Source organism: Mesorhizobium sp. M0011 (genome assembly GCF_040324155.1).
GTDB lineage: Bacteria > Pseudomonadota > Alphaproteobacteria > Rhizobiales > Rhizobiaceae > Mesorhizobium.
In genome coordinates this window covers 25621-42256 of the sequence record NZ_JAMYVQ010000009.1, presented here as the reverse complement: position 1 = coordinate 42256, position 16636 = coordinate 25621, and the positions used below count along the sequence as shown (strand labels likewise).

Genomic DNA, 16636 nt, shown 5'->3' with positions numbered 1-16636 from the left:
CGTGGCCTTTGCCTGGCTCCCGGATGCTCTGGGCGACATCGCGCACGGCGCGGCCACGACGATCCTGCTGATCGCCGTGACCACGCTTGCCGGAACGCTGCTCAGCATCCTGGGTGCCGCGGGGCGACGAAACGGCCCCGTTCTGCTCAAGCGGGCAATCGCCTGTTACGTCGAGGTGATGCGCAACACGCCGTTCCTGGTGCAGCTGTTCTTCATCTTCTTCGGCCTGCCGAGCCTCGGCATCCGGCTCGACCCGATCCTGGCCGCCATGCTGGCAATGACGCTCAACATGGCGGCCTACACCATCGAGATCGTCGGCGCCGGGCTTGACGCCGTGCCTGGCGGGCAGACGGAAGCAGCGCTCGCATTGGGCTTGCGGCCACGCCAGGTCTTCATCAAGATCGTGCTGCCGCAGGCACTCAAGATCATCTATCCCGCGCTGACCAGCCAGATCGTCATCATGATGCTGGAGTCGGCCGTGGTGTCGCAGATCGCCGTGCGTGAACTGACCTACGAGGCCGATATGCTGCAGGCGCGCACCTTCCGCTCTTTCGAGACCTATTTCGTCGTGACGCTGGTCTATCTTGCTCTGTCGATGGCCTTGCGCCGGCTGCTGGTGTCAGGCGGACGCCGTGCGCTCGGAGCCGGCGTGTCATGATCGAGTTCACCTTCTGGGACATCGTACGCAACCTGCTGCTCGCCACCCGCTGGACGGTGCTGCTATCGCTGGCCGCCTTCATCGGCGGCGGCATCGTCGGCCTGGTCGTGCTGTTCTTCAGGATCGCCAAGAACAAGTGGAGCAGGCGTGTTGCTTCCGGCTACATCGCCCTGTTCCAGGGAACGCCGCTCTTGATGCAGCTGTTCCTGATGTTCTTCGGCCTGCCGATGCTCGGCCTGCGCATCGAACCGTGGACGGCGGCGGCGCTCGGCCTCACCTTCTTCGCCAGCGCCTATCTCGCCGAGATCTGGCGCTCGGGCGTCGCGGCGCTACCCCTCGGCCAATGGGACGCCGGCGCCAGCCTTGGCCTGCACTATCTGCAGGAGCTGAGGCTGATCATCCTGCCCCAAGCCTTTTCGATCACCCGCGCACCCACCGTCGGCTTCCTGGTTCAGCTGATCAAATCGACCGCGCTGACCTCGATCATCGGTTTCGAGGAACTGGTACGGACCTCCAACGCCATCAACAATGCGACCTTCGAACCGTTCAAGGTCTACGGGCTGGTGGCGCTGATCTTCTTCGTCATGTGCTTTCCGCTGACGCAATACGCCCGCAGGCTCGAGAAACAGGCGGCTGCTCGCTGACGCGCCAAGGCAGCGCTCGACTTCAGGCCGGCAGCCCAAGCTGCTTGCGCAGGCTCTTGTCGAATGCGGACGCGGGGACGAAACGGCGCAGGAAACTGACCTGGCGCGCCATTTTTCCCGCCGCATAGCGTTTCTTCGGAGCGGGATCGGTTGCAGCGGCCAAAACGGTCTTGGCGACCACTTCGGGCGCATCCCCTTTTTCCATCGCCTTCCGCACTGATGTGGTCATGCCGGCACGCGCGGAGTCATAGATCTCGAGCGACCGGTCGGGGGCGGCAAGATTGTCCTCGAATGATGTGCGGGTATAGGCGGGCTCCACCAGCGAAACGCGAATGCCGAACGGGCGCAATTCGTGATCGAGCGACTCCGAATAACCCTCGATGGCATGTTTGGTCGCTGAGTAAAGCGCGAAATAGGGAGCGGGGATGAACCCCTGCACCGAACTCAAATTCACGATTCTGCCCTTCCCTTGGCGTCGCATTGCCGGCAGCACCGCGTTGGTCACGCGCAAGACGCCGAAGACGTTCACTTCGAACAGCGCCTTGGCCTGGGCGGTCGAGGACTCCTCCGCGCCGCCAAACAGGCCCATGCCGGCATTGTTGACAAGCAGGTCTACGCGTCCGGCCTTGGCCAGAACGTCATCGACCATTGTCGCGACGGACGCGTCGTCGGTCACGTCGCAGGTCAGCATGGTCACGCCGGCGGATTGCTGGGAGGCCGCGCGACGGCTGGTTCCGAAGACGCGAAAGCCGGCGCCTAGCAATGCGTCGGCGGTAGCGCGCCCGATGCCGGAGGATGCCCCTGTCACCAGGGCGACGCCGGGATTGGTCTTGTTCATGGAAATCGTGTCCTTCTTTGCGTTGGATCGGATTGGGAAAAGCATGAGAGGCCGGGGCAAAGGGCGTTGGTCATGACTGCGTCCGGCCACCGGTTAGTTCCAGCGTCTGAACAGGGCGCTGGCATTCACGCCGCCAAAGCCGAAGCCATTGGAGATCGCGTACTCCATCTCCATGGGCCGGGGCGCGTTTGCGACGAAGTCGATGCCGTCGCCGGCCGGATCGGCCTCGCCCAGGTTGAGGGTTGGCGGAGCAATCTGATCCCTGAGCGCCAGGATTGCGAAGATCGCACCCAACCCGCCGGCCGCTCCGAGCAGGTGTCCGGTCGCCGATTTCGTCGCACTGACAGCTATCGCGAAATCGCGCCCGAACACGCTCTTGATCGCTTCGATCTCACCCAGGTCGCCGACTGACGTGGAGGTCGCATGCGCATTGAGATGACGTACCTGGCGTGGCGAAATCCCTGCCTGGGCAATCGCGATCTGCATGGCCCGGCGCGCGCCGTCGCCGTCCTCCGGGCCGGAGGTGACGTGGTGGGCATCCGCGGTCGTGCCGTAGCCGACGAGCTCAGCCAACGGCTTTGCGCCGCGCGCCAACGCGTGGCTCAACGCCTCGATGACCAGCACGCCGGCCCCTTCGCCCATGACGAAGCCGTCCCGCGATGTGTCGAAAGGGCGCGAGGCTTGAGCCGGCGCCCAATTGAAGCCGGTTGAAAGAGAGCGAGCCGCGGCGAACCCGCCGAGACTGACGGTGTTGATGCACGCTTCCGTTCCGCCGCATACGGCGATGTCGGCTTCGTTGGCGCGGATCAGGCGGGCGGCGTCGCCGATCGCCTGGATGCCCGCCGCACATGCCGTCACCGGTGCGCCGAGTGGACCTTTGAAACCATGACGGATCGAGATGTGGCCCGCCGCGAGGTTCACCAGGAAGGACGGCACCGTAAAGGGAGACAGGCGGCGGGCGCCACGCAGGTCCACCGTGCGCACCGCCTCGGTGATGCCGGGGAACCCGCCGATTCCTGAAGCGATGATCGTGGCCGTGCGCAGGCGCTCCGTTTCCAGCGCAGGCTTCCATTGCGCCTGCGCAAGCGCCTCTTCCGCCGCCGCCAACGCAAACAGAATGAACCGGTCCACCTTGCGCTGATCCTTCGCGGACAGGACGGCATCGGCATCGAAACCAGCCTCCAGATCTTCGCCCAGGGAGGGAACCACGCCGCCAATCTTAACCGGCAGCTCTCCCACCACATCGTCCGGAAGCCTGCGAACGCCGGACCGGCCGGCAAGCAGGCGTGACCAGGACGCTTCGACATTGGCGGCCAGGGGCGTGACCGCTCCCATGCCCGTGACGACAATCCGTTGCATCTGCTCTCCTGTCCTTGGTGTGCCGGCGGCGCTGCTCGCGCCGTTCAAGTGGCGACTGCTTCGCGAACCTGATCGGCCGCCGCATCCAGAAAAGCCCGCGCAAGGTCGGAATCGTTGACGACCCGCGAGAGCACGACCGCGCCGACCATCGTCGAGAGAACGGCCATTGCCTTTTTTCCGCTCTTTTCGCTGTCGCCCTCGCCAACCCAACCGCCGAGCATCTCAAGGTACGCCTTGATGCCGTCTTCGAATGACGCCTTCACCTCGGCACCCTGCCTGGCTGCATCCGAACCGAGCGCAACGACCGGGCAGCCGTCCATCTTTTCCCTGCGATGGTCCATGCTGAGGTAGAATGAGATCACCCCGTCGAGCGGGTTCCCAGGATGTGCTGCGGTCGCGGCCGACCATTTGTGGGTGGCGCTTTCCATCGCCCGCCTGGACGCCAGCGCCGCCAGATCGTCCTTCGACTCGAATTGCTTGTAAAAGGCACCCTGGGTCAGCCCGGCACCCTTCATCAGATCCTTGAGGCCGATGCCGTCAAAGCCGCGCTCCCGAAAAAGCCGGCTTGCCACATTGATCACGGTCTCGCGGTTTTCCGCGGCCTGAGTGCGACTCACACGCATCGTCATCTCCTTTTTTAGATTGCATTCGTAATCCATACCCTATATAGAGGGTGAACGCAATCTAAAAAAAGGACAAATGAGATGATCCGCAAAACGCTGAGCGCCTCGCTCCTGGCGGCGCTGTTTCTTGCAACCCCGGCTCTCGCCGAGGAAGCCACCATCGGACGCCCGATCGAAGGCGGCAGCCTGCACCAGGGACACCTGGACATGGTGGCCTACTACGTTCCGCGCGGCGACCTGCTTGAGGTCACCGCCACTTTCGCACCGAAGACCGGGGGTGATCCGCTGCGGTTCGTCATGGGCCTCGCCAACAGTGACGCCGTGGCGTTTTCCATACCGGGCCACCCGGGCTCGCTCTACGCCTTCTCAAGGTCCGGTAAGGAAGTGACGGTCTCGACCGAGACTGACACATCCCTGCGAGCCGATGCGACAATGCCCTGACCTGACGCAAGCCGCGGCCGCGATGCTGGCCGGGGCTCTCGCGTCCGGTCACGCCATCCCAATGAGCCTGGAGAGGTCACATGCTTTACAGCTATATTGTCGAGAAATCGATCCGGCAGAGCTTCGACGACGTCAACAACCATCGCTGGGACGCGGCGGTGAAGGCCATCGCGCCGCATGTCCATCACCGGGTTGGTGGCGCCCACGCGCTTGGTGGGGAGCGCCACGACAAGCAAGCCCTGCGCCGGTGGTTCGAGCGCCTCGGCCGTGTTCTGCCCACTCTCCATCTCACGGTCAACCACGTCTGGGTGAAGGGCTGGCCGTGGCATACCACCGTGTTTGCCCAGTGGGATGGCACCGCAACCCTGCTCAACGGTGATACGTCCTACATCAACCGTGGTCTTCACGTGTTCACGCTGCGGTGGGGCACGGTTCATGCGCTCGAGGAATTTTATGATTCACAGGCGGCGGCGCGCGGTCTCGCCGCCCAGGCCGCAGCCGGCCTCGAAGAAGCTGTCGCCGAGCAGATAACAAGCTAGCAGAAGCGCGGTCCGAGGACGACCAAGGTTACGGGCCGGTCGCGCTGATCTTTTTCGTCACGTGCCTTCCGCCCGCGCAGTATGCGCGGAGGCTCGAGAAGCGAGCGCCGGCGCTGGACTGCAAGCCAGGAAACCCAGTTCGGTAGCGCAGCGCTGCATCGATGCCGGTGCTGTCGCGGCAACGGTCGAGCCAAGGCAGGCATATAGCTTTCCTGCTAGGAATAGGCCTTGACATCTCGCCGTTCGAATTGTCCATTTGATGCTTGACCGGGCCGAACGGGGCGGCGAGGGCGGACAGGGGCAAACCGGCGCGTGGATAGACAGTCGAGTCGAGTGCTGTTGAAGACGGTTGGGCTGACAAAAGCCTTTCGAGGGCTGGTTGCCCTGCGGGATCATTCCATCGAGCTGCACGAAGGTGAAATCGTTGGGGTAATCGGGCCGAATGGCTCGGGCAAGAGCACGCTTTTCAACCTGATCACCGGCTTCTCCCAGCCGAATTCCGGTAGCATCGAGATGGAGGGCCGTTCGATCGTCGGCCTGCGCACATCACAGATCGTCGCGATGGGCATCGCCCGCACCTTCCAGGGTTCTCGCCTATTCGGCAGCCTCAGTGTCGCACAGAACGTGCTGACGGCGGCGCAGCTGCGCCATCCTGTCGGGCCCGCCGATACCGTGCTGCGCGGTCGGCGCTATCGCGAGCGGGTGGCCGCGACGCGGCAGCAGGCCGACGAACTCCTCGACCTCATGGGCCTGACAGATCAGGCCGGCAGGGTCGCCGCGGATCTTCCCTACGGCGATCAGCGGCGGCTGGAGATTGCGCGTGCGTTGGCGACCGGTCCGCAGCTGCTGCTGCTCGATGAGCCCGCAGCCGGGCTTGATTCCAACGAGACCAAGGTGTTGGCGGCGCTGATTCGGACGATTCGTGACCGCTACGGCGTAACGGTGGTCGTTGTCGAGCACGACATGGACCTGATCATGGCGCTGTGCGAACGCATCCAGGTGCTGGCGACCGGCGAGGTGATCTGCGTCGGAACACCGGAGCAGGTACGCGAACACCCGAAAGTGCGGGAGGCGTATCTTGGCCACGCCTAGCCCCGTTCTGCTCAGCGTCGAGAACCTCGAGGTCAATTTCGGCGCGGTGCGTGCGTTGAAGGGCATTTCGCTCGACGTCCATACCGGCGAGGTGGTGGCGTTGGTGGGGGCCAACGGCGCCGGCAAGAGCACGACCTTGCGCACCATTTCCGGCCTGTCGCGGCCGCGCGGCGGCAAGATCATCTTCGATGGCAAGCCGATCGGAGGTATCGCTCCGTCGCGTATCGTAACTCTGGGCATCGCGCAGAGCCCGGAGGGCAGGCGCCTGTTCGGCGGCCTGACGGTGGCCGACAATCTGCGGCTCGGCGCCTGCACCCGCACCGACAAGGAGGCCGTCGTCAGAGATAGCGAGCGCATGTTCATGCTGTTCCCGATTCTCAAGCAGCGGCTGAAGCAACTGGCCGGCACGCTGTCGGGCGGCGAACAGCAGCAGCTTGCTCTGGCGCGTGCGCTGATGGCGGCGCCGCGCCTGCTGCTGCTCGACGAGCCTTCGCTCGGCGTTGCGCCGCTGCTGGTGCGCCACATCTTCAGCGCGCTTGCCGAACTGAAGCGCCAGGGCATGACGATGCTGCTGGTGGAACAGAACATCACGCTCGCGCTGGACCTCGCCGACCGTGCCTATGTGCTGCGCACGGGTCAGGTGGCGCTGTCGGGCCGGTCCGCGGAACTGCGTGACAGCGAACGCGTGGCGCAGGCATATCTCGGGGCGGCAACATGACCCAGCTGGACTATATCCTGCAGCAGATCGTCAACGCGGTGAGCCTCGGCAGCCTCTACGCGCTGGTGGCGGTCGGCCTGTCGATCGTCTTCGGCGTCCTCAAGCTCACCAATTTCGCGCATGGCGACGTAATGATGGTAGGCGCATTCGGGGTAGCTCTGCTGGCAGGGATCGGCGTTCCGTTCCCTGTCGCCGTGATCTGCGGCATCGCCGCGGCGGCCGTCGCGGGCTTCCTCATCGAACGCATCGCCTATCGTCCGATCCGCGACGCGCCCGACGTCGCACGACTGCTCACCAGCCTCGCCGTCACCTACATCATCGAGAACGTCGGAATCCTGGTGTTCACCTCCTCGCCGCGCAATTTTCCACTCCCCGATATTCTCAACACCTCCTGGGAAATGTCGAACGGCGCCATCACCTTCACCAGCATCAATCTCCTGACCATCGCGCTGACCTTCGTGTCGCTGCTGCTCCTCGGCTGGTTCATCACGCGCACCACGACCGGGCTCGGCATGCGCGCCGCAGCCGAGGACATGTCGGCGGCACACCTTGTCGGACTCAACGTCAACCGGCTGATCATCGTCGCCTTCATCGTCGCATCCGCCTATGCCGGCCTTGCCGGCATTTTGTGGGCGGCACAGGCCGGCGTGGTGCAGCCGCAGATGGGCTTCACGCCGCTCCTGAAGGCTTTCGTGGCGGCGATCATCGGCGGCTTCGGGTCGATCGCGGGCGCCCTGGTGGGCGGCTACATATTGGGCGCGCTGGAGATCTTCATCGTCGCATTCCTGCCGAGCAGCGTCTCGTCCTATCGCGACGCAATCGTCTTTGCCGTGCTGATCGCCTTTCTCCTGGTGCGCCCGGGCGGGCTGCTCCAGCCAAACCGGGAGATAAAGCTGTGAGCCGGGAAGCGCGGATCACACTCCTCGTCCTCGTCGCCCTGGTGGCGGGAGCAGCTGTCGCTTTCGGTGCGCCGCACGTGCTGAGCGACTATTTCGTCCGGATTATCCTGCTGATCGCGCTGAATGCAATCCTGGTGCTGGCGCTGTCGCTGAGCAACGGTTTTACGGGCGTGTTTTCGCTCGGTCATGTCGGCTTCATCGGCGCCGGCGCGTATATATCGGGAATACTGTCGATTCCCGTACAGCAGAAGATGGCACTGCTGCCGCATCTGCCGGCGTTTCTGCATGCTTTCAGCCTCCCCTTCCTGCCGGCGACGCTGGTGGCAGGTCTTCTGACGGCGCTGCTTGCCGTGGTCGTCGGTTATCCCTTGATGCGCCTGTCGGGCTATTTCGTTTCGGTGGCGACGATGGGATTCTTGATTATCGTCAACGTGGTGCTGATCAATGCGTCGGATTTCACCCGAGGCGCCCGCACTTTCACCGGTGTGCCGCTGGAGACGACGTTGCCCTGGGTGATGGGTTGGCTCGCCATCACGGTGTTCGTTCTGGCGCGCCTGGTCTATTCGCCTTTCGGGCGCGCCATGAAGGCGGTGCGCGACGACACAATCGCGGCCAGCGCTGTCGGCATCGGCGTGTTGCGGACCAGACTGATCGCCTTCGTCATCGGCGCGTTCTTCTCAGGCGTCGGCGGGTCGCTCTACGCACATTATCTCGGCTCGTTTTCGCCGAACACCTTTTACTTCGCGCTGACCATGAGCCTGATCACAATGCTGGTGCTAGGCGGCATGGGCTCCCTGACCGGCGCGGTGGTTGGCGTCATCTGCGTTTCGCTGTTGTCGGAGGTCCTGCGCTCGGTCGAACGCGGCTTCACGATCGGCGATTTCGCGGTGCCGGCCCTGTTTGGCGCCAGCCAGATCGTGCTCGGCTTCATCTTCATTCTAGTCATGATCTTCCGGCCGAAGGGGATCATGGGGGACCGGGAACTTACGTTCGGATTAACCCAAAGATCGGCAACGGTGAACCAGACAGAGGAACGAAAACGATGATCAAACTCACTCGACGCGACACCATCGGCCTAGGACTGGGCGCATTCTTCGCGCTTGCCTCGGCCAGCACGGCACTTGCTGCCGACACGATCAAGATCGGCTATCCGGCAAACCTGACCGGCATTCAGGCCTCGCTCGACGGTCCGATGCTGAATGGCGCCAAGCTGGCGGCAAGCGAAATCAACGCCGCCGGCGGCGTGCTCGGCCAACAGATAGAACTGGTGATCTACGACTCCAAGAGCGATTCGACGACGATCTCGACCGTCGCCAGCCAGTTGATCGACAGCGACAAGGTCGTCGGCATCATCGGCTTCGCCGATTCCGATTCGGTGCTGGCCATCGGACCGCAGGTCCAGAAGGCGCAGATCCCGTTCATCACGCCCGGCGCGACCTCGCCGAAATTGCCGAGCCAGCTCGGCAACGAGATCTTCCTCGCCGCCTTCGGCGACAACGTTCAGGCTGCGGTTGGCGCGGAATTTGCGCTGAACAAGCTGAACGGCAAGACCGCCTACCTGCTGACCGACATCGGCACCGAATACACAACGCTGCTGTCGGACTACTTCGTCACCGCCTACGAGCATGGCGGGGGCAAGATCTTGGAGCGCGACACCTACAAGATCGGCGACAAGACCTTTACCGCGCAGATCGCCAAACTGAAGGCGCTGTCACCGCAGCCCGACTTCGTCTATGCCTCGTCGAATGCCGAGGAAATCGGCCTGATCTTGAAGCAGATGCGCCAGGCCGGCATCAACCTGCCGGTGGTCGGCGGCGACGGTTACGACACGCCCTTGCTGATCCAGGTCGGCGGCGACGCGGCCAAGGACACCTACTTCACCACCCATGCCTATATCGGTGAGGGCGCCACCCCGAAGGTGCAGGCCTTCATCGACGCCTACACCAAGTCGGCCGGCAATGCCCCGGAGAACGCGTTCGCTGCGCTCGGCTACGATTCGGTCAAGCTGATGACCGACGCGATCAAGCGTGCCGGTGCGCCGGATCCGGCCAAGATCCGTGACGCGCTGGCCGCTACGTCCGGGCTCGACGGCGTGACCGGAACGATCACCTACCGCCCGGGCATTTCGGTGCCGGACAAATCGGTCTCGGTCATCGGTGTCAAGGACGGCAAGCTTGTCCTTGCAAGTGAAGCGGCACCGACCTTCGTCGCGGAGCCGTGATCTTGTCCACTCCGGGTTCCCTTTGGGACATCTACAGGTCGCGGCTCTCCGCCGCGACCTTCACCGACCTGACGCATGCGTTTCATCCGGGCCAGCCGCACTTCCCGGCCTTCCCGGACGAGGAGCGCCGTGCGTTGCTCGATTTTTCGAAGGGCGACGCCTTCCAGGTCCACCACTACGCCTTCGTCGGACAGTGGGGCACCCATGTCGATCCGCCGGTGCACTTCATCGACGGCGGCCGCTCGATCGACCAACTGTCGGTGGCGGAGATGCTTCTGCCGTTGGTCATCCTCGACATCAGCGACAGGGTCGCCGCCGATCCCGACGCGACGCCGACGCTCGACGACATTTCCGCCTGGGAGACACGGAACGGCCGTATCCCGGAAAAGTGTTTTGTCGCGCTTCGCACCGGGTGGTGGCCGCGCTGGCCAGACCCCGTGGCGTTTCAGAACAAGTCGGCCGACGGTATCTCGCATGCGCCGGGCTGGTCGAAGCCGGTGCTGGAGGAACTTTTGGAACGCCGCGGTGTCGCTGCCATCGGGCACGAGGGCATGGACACCGATCCCGGCCGCGCCACTTCCGCGGGTGACGCAAGCCTGGAATACTATGTGCTGTCCCGCGACTGCTGGCAGATCGAGCTCCTGGCCAATCTCGACAAGGTGCCTGACGCCGGCGCGTTGATAATGGCAAGCTGACCAAAGCCAAAGGCCGGATCCGGCTTCCCGGCTCGCGCTGTCGCCATCCATGAAGCGGCCGGCTGAACGCGTGAAACCGCAGCTGGCGGCGTCTAGGGGCCGCCACACAACGATCACCAGACACACGGAATTCAGACATGGATATAGACACAGTCCGCGATGCTTTTCCGGCGATGGCGAGAGGTGCCGAGCCGAAGAAGCGGATTTTCTTCGACAATCCCGCGGGAACCCAGATGGCGAGCCGTTCGATCGAGCGCATGACGCGTGCCATGATCGAGACCAACGCCAATCTTGGTGGCTATTTCGAAACCTCACTCGCGGCCCAGGCGATGGTCGACGACGCGCATCAGGCGATGGCCGATTTCTTCAATGCCGCGGACCGGCGTGAGGTGGTGTTCGGCCAGAACATGACGACGCTGACTTTCGCCGTCTCGCGCGCCATCGGCCGCGATCTGAACGCCGGCGACGCCATCGTGTTGACGCGCATGGATCATGACGCCAACGTCGCACCCTGGCTGATGCTGGCGGAGGATCGCGGGCTTGAGGTACGCTGGATCGACCTCGATCCAAAAACGTTCGAACTCGACCTGTCGACGCTGGAGGCCACTATCGACGTGGAGGTCAAGCTGGTCGCCGTCGGCTATGCCAGCAACGTTACCGGCACGATCAACGACGTGAAGCGGATCGCGCAGCGCGCACGCGCGGTCGGGGCGCTGAGCTATATCGACGCGGTGCAGTTCGCGCCGCATGGAGTGATCGACGTCCAGGAGATTGGCTGTGATTTCCTGGTTTGCTCGGCCTACAAATTTTTCGGACCGCATCACGGGGTGTTGTGGGGCCGGTTCGATCTGCTGCAGGCGCTGACCGCCTACAAGGTGCGCGCGGCTTCGAACACGCCACCTGGAAAATTCGAGACGGGGACGACAAGCCGCGAGGCGCTTGCCGGGGTGCTTGGCGCCGTCGAGCACTATGCCTGGCTCGGACAGTCCTTCGGCAACGTCCACCCGCAGGCGACGCGGCGCGAGCGCATCGTCGCCGGCATTGAAGTCGCCGACCGTTATGAGCGTGTCCTGACAGCACGGCTGATTGCCGGATTGTCCAGAATTGATGGCGTCTTGGTCCAGGGTATAACCGATGTGGCGGCGCTGGCGCGCCGGGTGCCTACCGTGTCGATCACCGTTGACGGAACCGATCCCGCCGATATCGCCAAGGCGATGGCAAAGGAAGGCATCTATCTCTGGCATGGCCACAATTACGGTTTGGAGCCAATCAAGCGGCTGGGGCTTGCGGACCGCAACGGCGTCGTCCGCATCGGGCTGGCCCATTATAACACCGAGGCGGAAGTCGATTTTCTGAAGCTGGCGGACTGGATGAAGACGCGGACCTGACATGCGCGACAGAAACGGAACCCCGAGGATCGGCGTCAAGCTGCGCCATGCCAGACAGGTGCTTGGCCTCAGCCTGGAAGAGCTCGGCGCCCGCATCGGGCTGACCGAGGGTTATCTCTCGAAGATCGAGAACGACCGCGCGACGCCCTCGATGGCGGCTCTGCACCGGCTGGTGCAAGCGCTGGGCATCAACATGAACGCGATGTTCGGCACGCTGCAGCACAATGCCTCGGAAGTGTTCGTGTTGCGGCAAAACGAGCGTCCGCACATGGAGACGGGACATCGGCGCTCGGGCAACCATGTCGTGCTCGAGCAATTGGTGCCATCCGGTCCGGAGTATCTGCTGCAGATCAATGTCCACGTGATCGAGGCCGGCGGCGGCAGCCTCGAGTTGATCAGCCATAAGGGACAGGAATTCGGCTACGTGCTCGAAGGTTCCGTCGAGTTGCTGGTCGAGACGAACGTGGTGGCGCTCGAGGCAGGCGACGCGTTCTATTTCAACTCCGAACTCGGCCACGGCTACCGCAATATCGGTTCGACCACGGTCCGTATCCTCTGGGTCAACACGCCGCCGACATTCTGACCGCCTCTATCGCGGAGTTGCGAAGGCGTTGTTCAATGAGCCAACGCCCACAGGACAACAGCCGCCGGGCCATCGGCCGATCTGTTTCAATGCCCGAACGCGAGCGGCGGCGCCAACCGGTCGCGCCGCAGCCAGCGCGCCAGCAGCAGCGCGGCCACCACCGCCAGCCCCGTCGACAGGCCGATCCAGATGCCGACGCCATGCAGGCCGAAATGGAAGGCGAGCAGCACGCCGAGCGGCAGGCCGACGCCCCAATAGCCGATCGCGGCATAGATCATCGGCACCTTGGTGTCATGCAGGCCGCGCAGCATGCCGGCGGCCACCGCCTGGGCGCCGTCGAAGACCTGGAACAGCGCCGCGAAGACCAGGAACGACACGGCAAGTTCGATCACCCTGGCATTGGCCGGATTGCCCAGATCGATGAAGGCGCTGATCAGCGGATGCGGCCACAGGATCATCACCAGCCCCATCAGCGCCATGAACGAGACGCCGATGACAAAGGCGGTCCAGCCGGCGCGCGAGACGCCTTCCGGATTGCCGGCGCCGTGCGCAAGGCCGACGCGCACCGTCACCGCCTGGTTGAGGCCGAGCGGCACCATGAAGGAGATCGAGGCGATCTGGATGGCGATCGCGTGCGCGGCCAGCGAATCCGCGTCGATCAGGCCCATCAGCAGGGCCGCCGCATTGAAGATCGTCACCTCGAAGGCGAGGATGCCGGCAATCGGCAGGCCGAGCCGCAACAGGCCCTTGAAGCGCGGCCAGTCGGCGCGCCAGAAACGGCCGAACAGACGGTAGCGGCGGAACTTCTTCTCCAGCATCACCACGGCAGCCATGCCGATGAACATCAGCGCTGAGGACAGCGAGGTGGCAAGGCCCGACCCGGCAATGCCCATTGCCGGCACGCCGAGATTGCCGAACATGAACACCCAGTTGAAGAAGACGTTGCAGGCGACGGCGACGAAGACGATGACCAGCGCCCAGCCCGGCCGTTCCAGCGCCGAGATGAACGAGCGCAGCACGATATAGAAGTAGAAGGGCAGCACCGCCCATTCGAGCCAGCGCAGATAGATGCCGGCCTGATGGGCCAGAACCGGGTCCTGGCCCATGGCCAATAGAATGCCCTCGCCGTGCCAAAGCACGAGCCAGATCGGGATCGAGATCAGGATCGCCAGCCACAGGCCCTGGCGCACGGTGCGGCGCAGGTCGCGCACCGAATAGCGGCGGCGGCCAAGCTCGGTGGCGATCATCGGCGAGGTCGCCAGCATCAGGCCGAGGCCGAAGATCATCGGCATGAAATAGAGGTTGGCGCCAAGCGCGCCGCTGGCCAGCGTATCCGGCCCAAGACGACCCATCATCATGACGTCGGTGGCCGTCATCGCGGTCTGGCCGAGATTGGTCAGCACCATCGGCCAGGCGAGCGCCAGCGTCGCCCTGATTTCCTGACGCCAAAGATTTTCCGGCGCGCGAGCGCCGGCTTCTATCGCAGACATTGTTCCGCTCTTTCCAGCTACGGCACATCGGCCAGAGCCGGAAGCCGCATTTCAAACGGCAAAACCTTCGGTTTCGCGGCGTTTGCGTCAGCTTCTGGACGAAACGCGACATGAAGGCAAGAGAGGAGGGACGGGAACGGATTGAGCCAGGGACCGGCCACGATGCTCTAGCGGATCGCGTCCAGCATCCGCCGCTGGCGGTGCATTTCGAGGAAAACCTTGTAGTCGCGCTCGAAACGCCCTGATGATTTCGGGTTCGACGGGCGTGTCCGGCCGCCCTGCTGCATGGCAAGACAGGCGGCGTTGAGGTCGGGAAACAGCCCGGCAGCGGTGGCGGCGATCATGCCGGTGCCGAGCAGCACCGCCTCGTCGGCCAGCGGCTCGATCACCGTGCAGCCGGTGGCGTCGGCGTAGAGTTCCATCAGCAGCGGGTTCTTGGTGTGGCCGCCGGTGACGTGCAGCGTGTCGATCAGATAGCCGTTCTCGTTCAGTGCCTCCAGAACGTGGCGCACGCCGAGCGCGATGCCGACGGCGGTGCGCCAATAGAGCTTGCACAGGCTGTCGAAGGAGGAATCCAGCGTCAGCCCGCTGACGACGCCGACGGCATGCGGATCGGCGAGCGGTGAGCGGTTGCCATGAAAGTCGGGCAGCACATGCAGCCTTGCGGCGAGGCTGTCGCCCTCGATGGCGCGCAGCTCGGCGACACGCCTGGCGATCTTCGCATGCATGGCGGCATCCGGCTCGCCGCCGGCGCCGTGCCAGCGGATGATGTGGTCGAGCAGGGCGCCGGTCGCCGACTGGCCGCCTTCCGACAGCCACAGCCTGGGCAGCGCCGCGCCGTAATACGGCCCCCAGACGCCGGCGAAAGGCTGCGGATCCGGTGACATCGCCATGACGCAGCTCGACGTGCCGGCGATCAGCGCCAAATGCCGGCCGATGTCCTGTTCGTCGCCGGCAAAGCCGCCGAGCACGCCAAGCGCGCCGGCATAGGCATCGATGACGCCGGAGCCCACCCGGCATTTCTCGCTCAGCCCAAGCTCGGCCGCCGCTTGCGCCGTCAATCGGCCGATATCGGTGCCGACCGGGCTGGCCCTCTCCGGCAGGTTGCCGTGCTCGAAAAGATCGCCGAGGCCGACGAGTTCGAAGAAATCGCGCCGCCAGCCTGTGTCCTCATGTGCCAGATAGGTCCATTTGGCGGTCAGCGTGCATTGCGAGCGGGCCAGCGAACCCGTCGCTTGCCAGGTCAGGAAATCGGTCAGGTCGAATAAATAGCCGGCTTCATTCCACGTCTCCGGCAAATTGCGCTTCAGCCACATCAGTTTCGGCGTCGCCATTTCCGGCGACATGACGCCGCCGATGTAATTCAGCACGGCGTGGCCGCTTGCCGTGCATTCGTCGGCCTCGGCGATGGCGCGGTGGTCGAGCCAGACGACGGTGTCCCAGCGCTTGTCGCCCGTGACCGAGACACTGAGCTGGCTGCCTTGCCGGTCGCGCACCACCAGCGAACAGGTGGCATCGAAGGAGATGCCGACAATGTCCTCAGGCTCGACACCGGCTTTTTCGCGGGCAGCGCGCACGGCGGTGCAGACGGCCGACCAGATATCGCGCGAATCATGCTCGGCGTGATCGGGCTTCGGCTGGTTCATGGCGATCGGCCGCTCGGCGCGGCCGAGCAAGGTGCCACTGGTGTCGAGAATGCCCGCGCGAGCGCTCCCGGTGCCGACATCGACCGCGCAAACGAACTGTTTCGTCAAGATGCTCTGTCTCTCGCTCCCAAGCCTGCAATCAGATCGGGCAATTGCAGCATGTCAGCGAATATAAAGTCCGGTTCACTCGACGCAAGCCGCGCTTTCAAGGCGGGATTGCCGGCATGCGATCCGCCGGTGAAGGCGAGCACGCGCATCCCTGCCGCCCGCGCAGCAGCGATGCCGGCCGGGCTGTCCTCGATGACGAGGCATTTGCGCGGATGGGCCCGCATGCTGGCGGCGGCATGCAGGAACAGATCCGGCGCCGGCTTTCCCTTGGCCACCATGGTGGCACTGAACAGATGCGGCTCCATCAGCCCAAGCAATCCGGTGACGTCGAGCGCGTAGCGGATGCGGTCGAGCGTGCCTGAGGACGCGACACAGTACGGCAGCCCAAGCTTGGGCAGCATCTTCCTGACGCCGGCGATCGGCTTCAGCTCCTCGCGGAATTTGCGCATCAATTCGACGCGCATCTCGGTCAGGTGCAGGTCGGTGATATCGAGCCCGAAGTCGCGGCCGAGGATCTCGCGCACGCTTTTCATGCTCTTGCCGAGGAAATGCTCGTAGGCGGCGTCCTCACTGACGCTGCCGCCGGCAAGTTTGACCATGCCAAGCAGCGCCGAGACGGAGAGCGCCTCGCTGTCGACCAGCACGCCATCACAGTCGAAGATGACCAGCTCAGGCGTCATGATGGAGAATGGCT

Annotated in this window: 18 protein-coding genes; 12 read left to right on the top strand and 6 right to left on the bottom strand. The window is 64.2% G+C overall.

All coding sequences use genetic code 11. The features are described 5' to 3' along the window. Position 1 precedes the first annotated feature (1 nt). The gene (locus NKK51_RS12705) at positions 2-658 is read left to right on the top strand and encodes an amino acid ABC transporter permease (protein WP_352553124.1); all 657 of its coding nucleotides are present in this window, start codon (positions 2-4) and stop codon (positions 656-658) included. After that, a complete protein-coding gene (locus tag NKK51_RS12700) occupies positions 655-1302 on the top strand; it encodes an amino acid ABC transporter permease (RefSeq protein WP_352553122.1) in 648 nt (215 codons plus the stop codon). Before NKK51_RS12705 ends, NKK51_RS12700 begins: the two co-directional genes overlap by 4 nt. 22 nt (positions 1303-1324) lie before the next feature. Here the strand turns inward: NKK51_RS12700 and NKK51_RS12695 are convergent, their stop codons facing one another. The 3 genes from NKK51_RS12695 to NKK51_RS12685 all read right to left on the bottom strand — a co-directional run bounded on the left by NKK51_RS12695 (position 1325) and on the right by NKK51_RS12685 (position 4122). Further along, positions 1325-2140 carry an oxidoreductase gene (locus NKK51_RS12695; RefSeq protein ID WP_352553121.1) on the bottom strand — a complete coding sequence of 272 codons (816 nt, stop codon included), beginning with the start codon at positions 2138-2140 and terminating at the stop codon, positions 1325-1327. 93 nt (positions 2141-2233) lie between these two features. Then, positions 2234-3499, bottom strand: a complete 1266-nt coding sequence (gene fabF, locus NKK51_RS12690; RefSeq protein ID WP_352553119.1) for a beta-ketoacyl-ACP synthase II — start codon at positions 3497-3499, stop codon at positions 2234-2236. A 44-nt stretch (positions 3500-3543) separates the two neighbouring features. Further along, entirely contained in the window at positions 3544-4122 is a 579-nt protein-coding gene (locus NKK51_RS12685; protein ID WP_352553117.1) for a TetR/AcrR family transcriptional regulator, read from the bottom strand. Between the two features lie 81 nt (positions 4123-4203). Between NKK51_RS12685 and NKK51_RS12680 the strand changes: the two genes are divergently transcribed. The 10 genes from NKK51_RS12680 (at position 4204) to NKK51_RS12635 (ending at position 12698) form a co-directional block, all read left to right on the top strand. Continuing rightward, positions 4204-4563, top strand: coding sequence for a hypothetical protein (locus NKK51_RS12680; RefSeq protein ID WP_352553115.1), 360 nt, complete (start codon positions 4204-4206; stop codon positions 4561-4563). Positions 4564-4643: 80 nt separating this feature from the next. Further along, entirely contained in the window at positions 4644-5102 is a 459-nt protein-coding gene (locus tag NKK51_RS12675) for a nuclear transport factor 2 family protein (protein ID WP_127297539.1), read from the top strand. A 333-nt stretch (positions 5103-5435) separates the two neighbouring features. Further along, on the top strand, positions 5436-6194 hold the full coding sequence (locus NKK51_RS12670; protein ID WP_352440566.1) for an ABC transporter ATP-binding protein: 759 nt from the start codon (positions 5436-5438) through the stop codon (positions 6192-6194). Continuing rightward, positions 6181-6912: an ABC transporter ATP-binding protein gene (locus NKK51_RS12665; protein WP_128304217.1), complete on the top strand. Its 732-nt coding sequence runs from the start codon at positions 6181-6183 to the stop codon at positions 6910-6912. The genes NKK51_RS12670 and NKK51_RS12665 overlap by 14 nt, the downstream gene beginning before the upstream one ends. After that, positions 6909-7811, top strand: coding sequence for a branched-chain amino acid ABC transporter permease (locus NKK51_RS12660; RefSeq protein WP_128304218.1), 903 nt, complete (start codon positions 6909-6911; stop codon positions 7809-7811). Before NKK51_RS12665 ends, NKK51_RS12660 begins: the two co-directional genes overlap by 4 nt. Then, the gene (locus tag NKK51_RS12655) at positions 7808-8857 is read left to right on the top strand and encodes a branched-chain amino acid ABC transporter permease (RefSeq protein WP_023810716.1); all 1050 of its coding nucleotides are present in this window, start codon (positions 7808-7810) and stop codon (positions 8855-8857) included. The genes NKK51_RS12660 and NKK51_RS12655 overlap by 4 nt, the downstream gene beginning before the upstream one ends. Next, entirely contained in the window at positions 8854-10032 is a 1179-nt protein-coding gene (locus NKK51_RS12650; RefSeq protein WP_023810715.1) for an ABC transporter substrate-binding protein, read from the top strand. Before NKK51_RS12655 ends, NKK51_RS12650 begins: the two co-directional genes overlap by 4 nt. Further along, complete coding sequence (locus NKK51_RS12645; protein ID WP_352553112.1) at positions 10029-10727, top strand: cyclase family protein; 699 nt, start codon at positions 10029-10031, stop codon at positions 10725-10727. The genes NKK51_RS12650 and NKK51_RS12645 overlap by 4 nt, the downstream gene beginning before the upstream one ends. A gap of 137 nt (positions 10728-10864) precedes the next feature. Further along, positions 10865-12115 carry a cysteine desulfurase-like protein gene (locus NKK51_RS12640; protein ID WP_352553111.1) on the top strand — a complete coding sequence of 417 codons (1251 nt, stop codon included), beginning with the start codon at positions 10865-10867 and terminating at the stop codon, positions 12113-12115. Between the two features lies 1 nt (position 12116). Further along, entirely contained in the window at positions 12117-12698 is a 582-nt protein-coding gene (locus tag NKK51_RS12635) for a cupin domain-containing protein (protein WP_023810712.1), read from the top strand. An 86-nt stretch (positions 12699-12784) separates the two neighbouring features. Here NKK51_RS12635 and NKK51_RS12630 read toward each other — a convergent pair whose 3' ends face one another. The 3 genes from NKK51_RS12630 to NKK51_RS12620 all read right to left on the bottom strand — a co-directional run bounded on the left by NKK51_RS12630 (position 12785) and on the right by NKK51_RS12620 (position 16622). Continuing rightward, positions 12785-14188 carry an MATE family efflux transporter gene (locus NKK51_RS12630; RefSeq protein WP_352553109.1) on the bottom strand — a complete coding sequence of 468 codons (1404 nt, stop codon included), beginning with the start codon at positions 14186-14188 and terminating at the stop codon, positions 12785-12787. 167 nt (positions 14189-14355) lie between these two features. Further along, positions 14356-15942 carry an FGGY-family carbohydrate kinase gene (locus NKK51_RS12625; RefSeq protein ID WP_352553107.1) on the bottom strand — a complete coding sequence of 529 codons (1587 nt, stop codon included), beginning with the start codon at positions 15940-15942 and terminating at the stop codon, positions 14356-14358. Continuing rightward, on the bottom strand, positions 15939-16622 hold the full coding sequence (locus NKK51_RS12620) for an HAD family hydrolase (RefSeq protein ID WP_023810708.1): 684 nt from the start codon (positions 16620-16622) through the stop codon (positions 15939-15941). Before NKK51_RS12620 ends, NKK51_RS12625 begins: the two co-directional genes overlap by 4 nt. Between the last annotated feature and the right edge of the window lie 14 nt (positions 16623-16636).

Coding starts and splice junctions, on each gene's coding strand:
- fabF (WP_352553119.1), bottom strand. CDS start 3,499: ATGCAACGGATTGTCGTCACGGGCATGGGAGCGGTCACGCCCCTGGCC.
- NKK51_RS12660 (WP_128304218.1), top strand. CDS start 6,909: ATGACCCAGCTGGACTATATCCTGCAGCAGATCGTCAACGCGGTGAGC.
- NKK51_RS12650 (WP_023810715.1), top strand. CDS start 8,854: ATGATCAAACTCACTCGACGCGACACCATCGGCCTAGGACTGGGCGCA.
- NKK51_RS12695 (WP_352553121.1), bottom strand. CDS start 2,140: ATGAACAAGACCAATCCCGGCGTCGCCCTGGTGACAGGGGCATCCTCC.
- NKK51_RS12640 (WP_352553111.1), top strand. CDS start 10,865: ATGGATATAGACACAGTCCGCGATGCTTTTCCGGCGATGGCGAGAGGT.
- NKK51_RS12680 (WP_352553115.1), top strand. CDS start 4,204: ATGATCCGCAAAACGCTGAGCGCCTCGCTCCTGGCGGCGCTGTTTCTT.
- NKK51_RS12620 (WP_023810708.1), bottom strand. CDS start 16,622: ATGACGCCTGAGCTGGTCATCTTCGACTGTGATGGCGTGCTGGTCGAC.
- NKK51_RS12700 (WP_352553122.1), top strand. CDS start 655: ATGATCGAGTTCACCTTCTGGGACATCGTACGCAACCTGCTGCTCGCC.
- NKK51_RS12685 (WP_352553117.1), bottom strand. CDS start 4,122: ATGCGTGTGAGTCGCACTCAGGCCGCGGAAAACCGCGAGACCGTGATC.
- NKK51_RS12675 (WP_127297539.1), top strand. CDS start 4,644: ATGCTTTACAGCTATATTGTCGAGAAATCGATCCGGCAGAGCTTCGAC.
- NKK51_RS12630 (WP_352553109.1), bottom strand. CDS start 14,188: ATGTCTGCGATAGAAGCCGGCGCTCGCGCGCCGGAAAATCTTTGGCGT.
- NKK51_RS12635 (WP_023810712.1), top strand. CDS start 12,117: ATGCGCGACAGAAACGGAACCCCGAGGATCGGCGTCAAGCTGCGCCAT.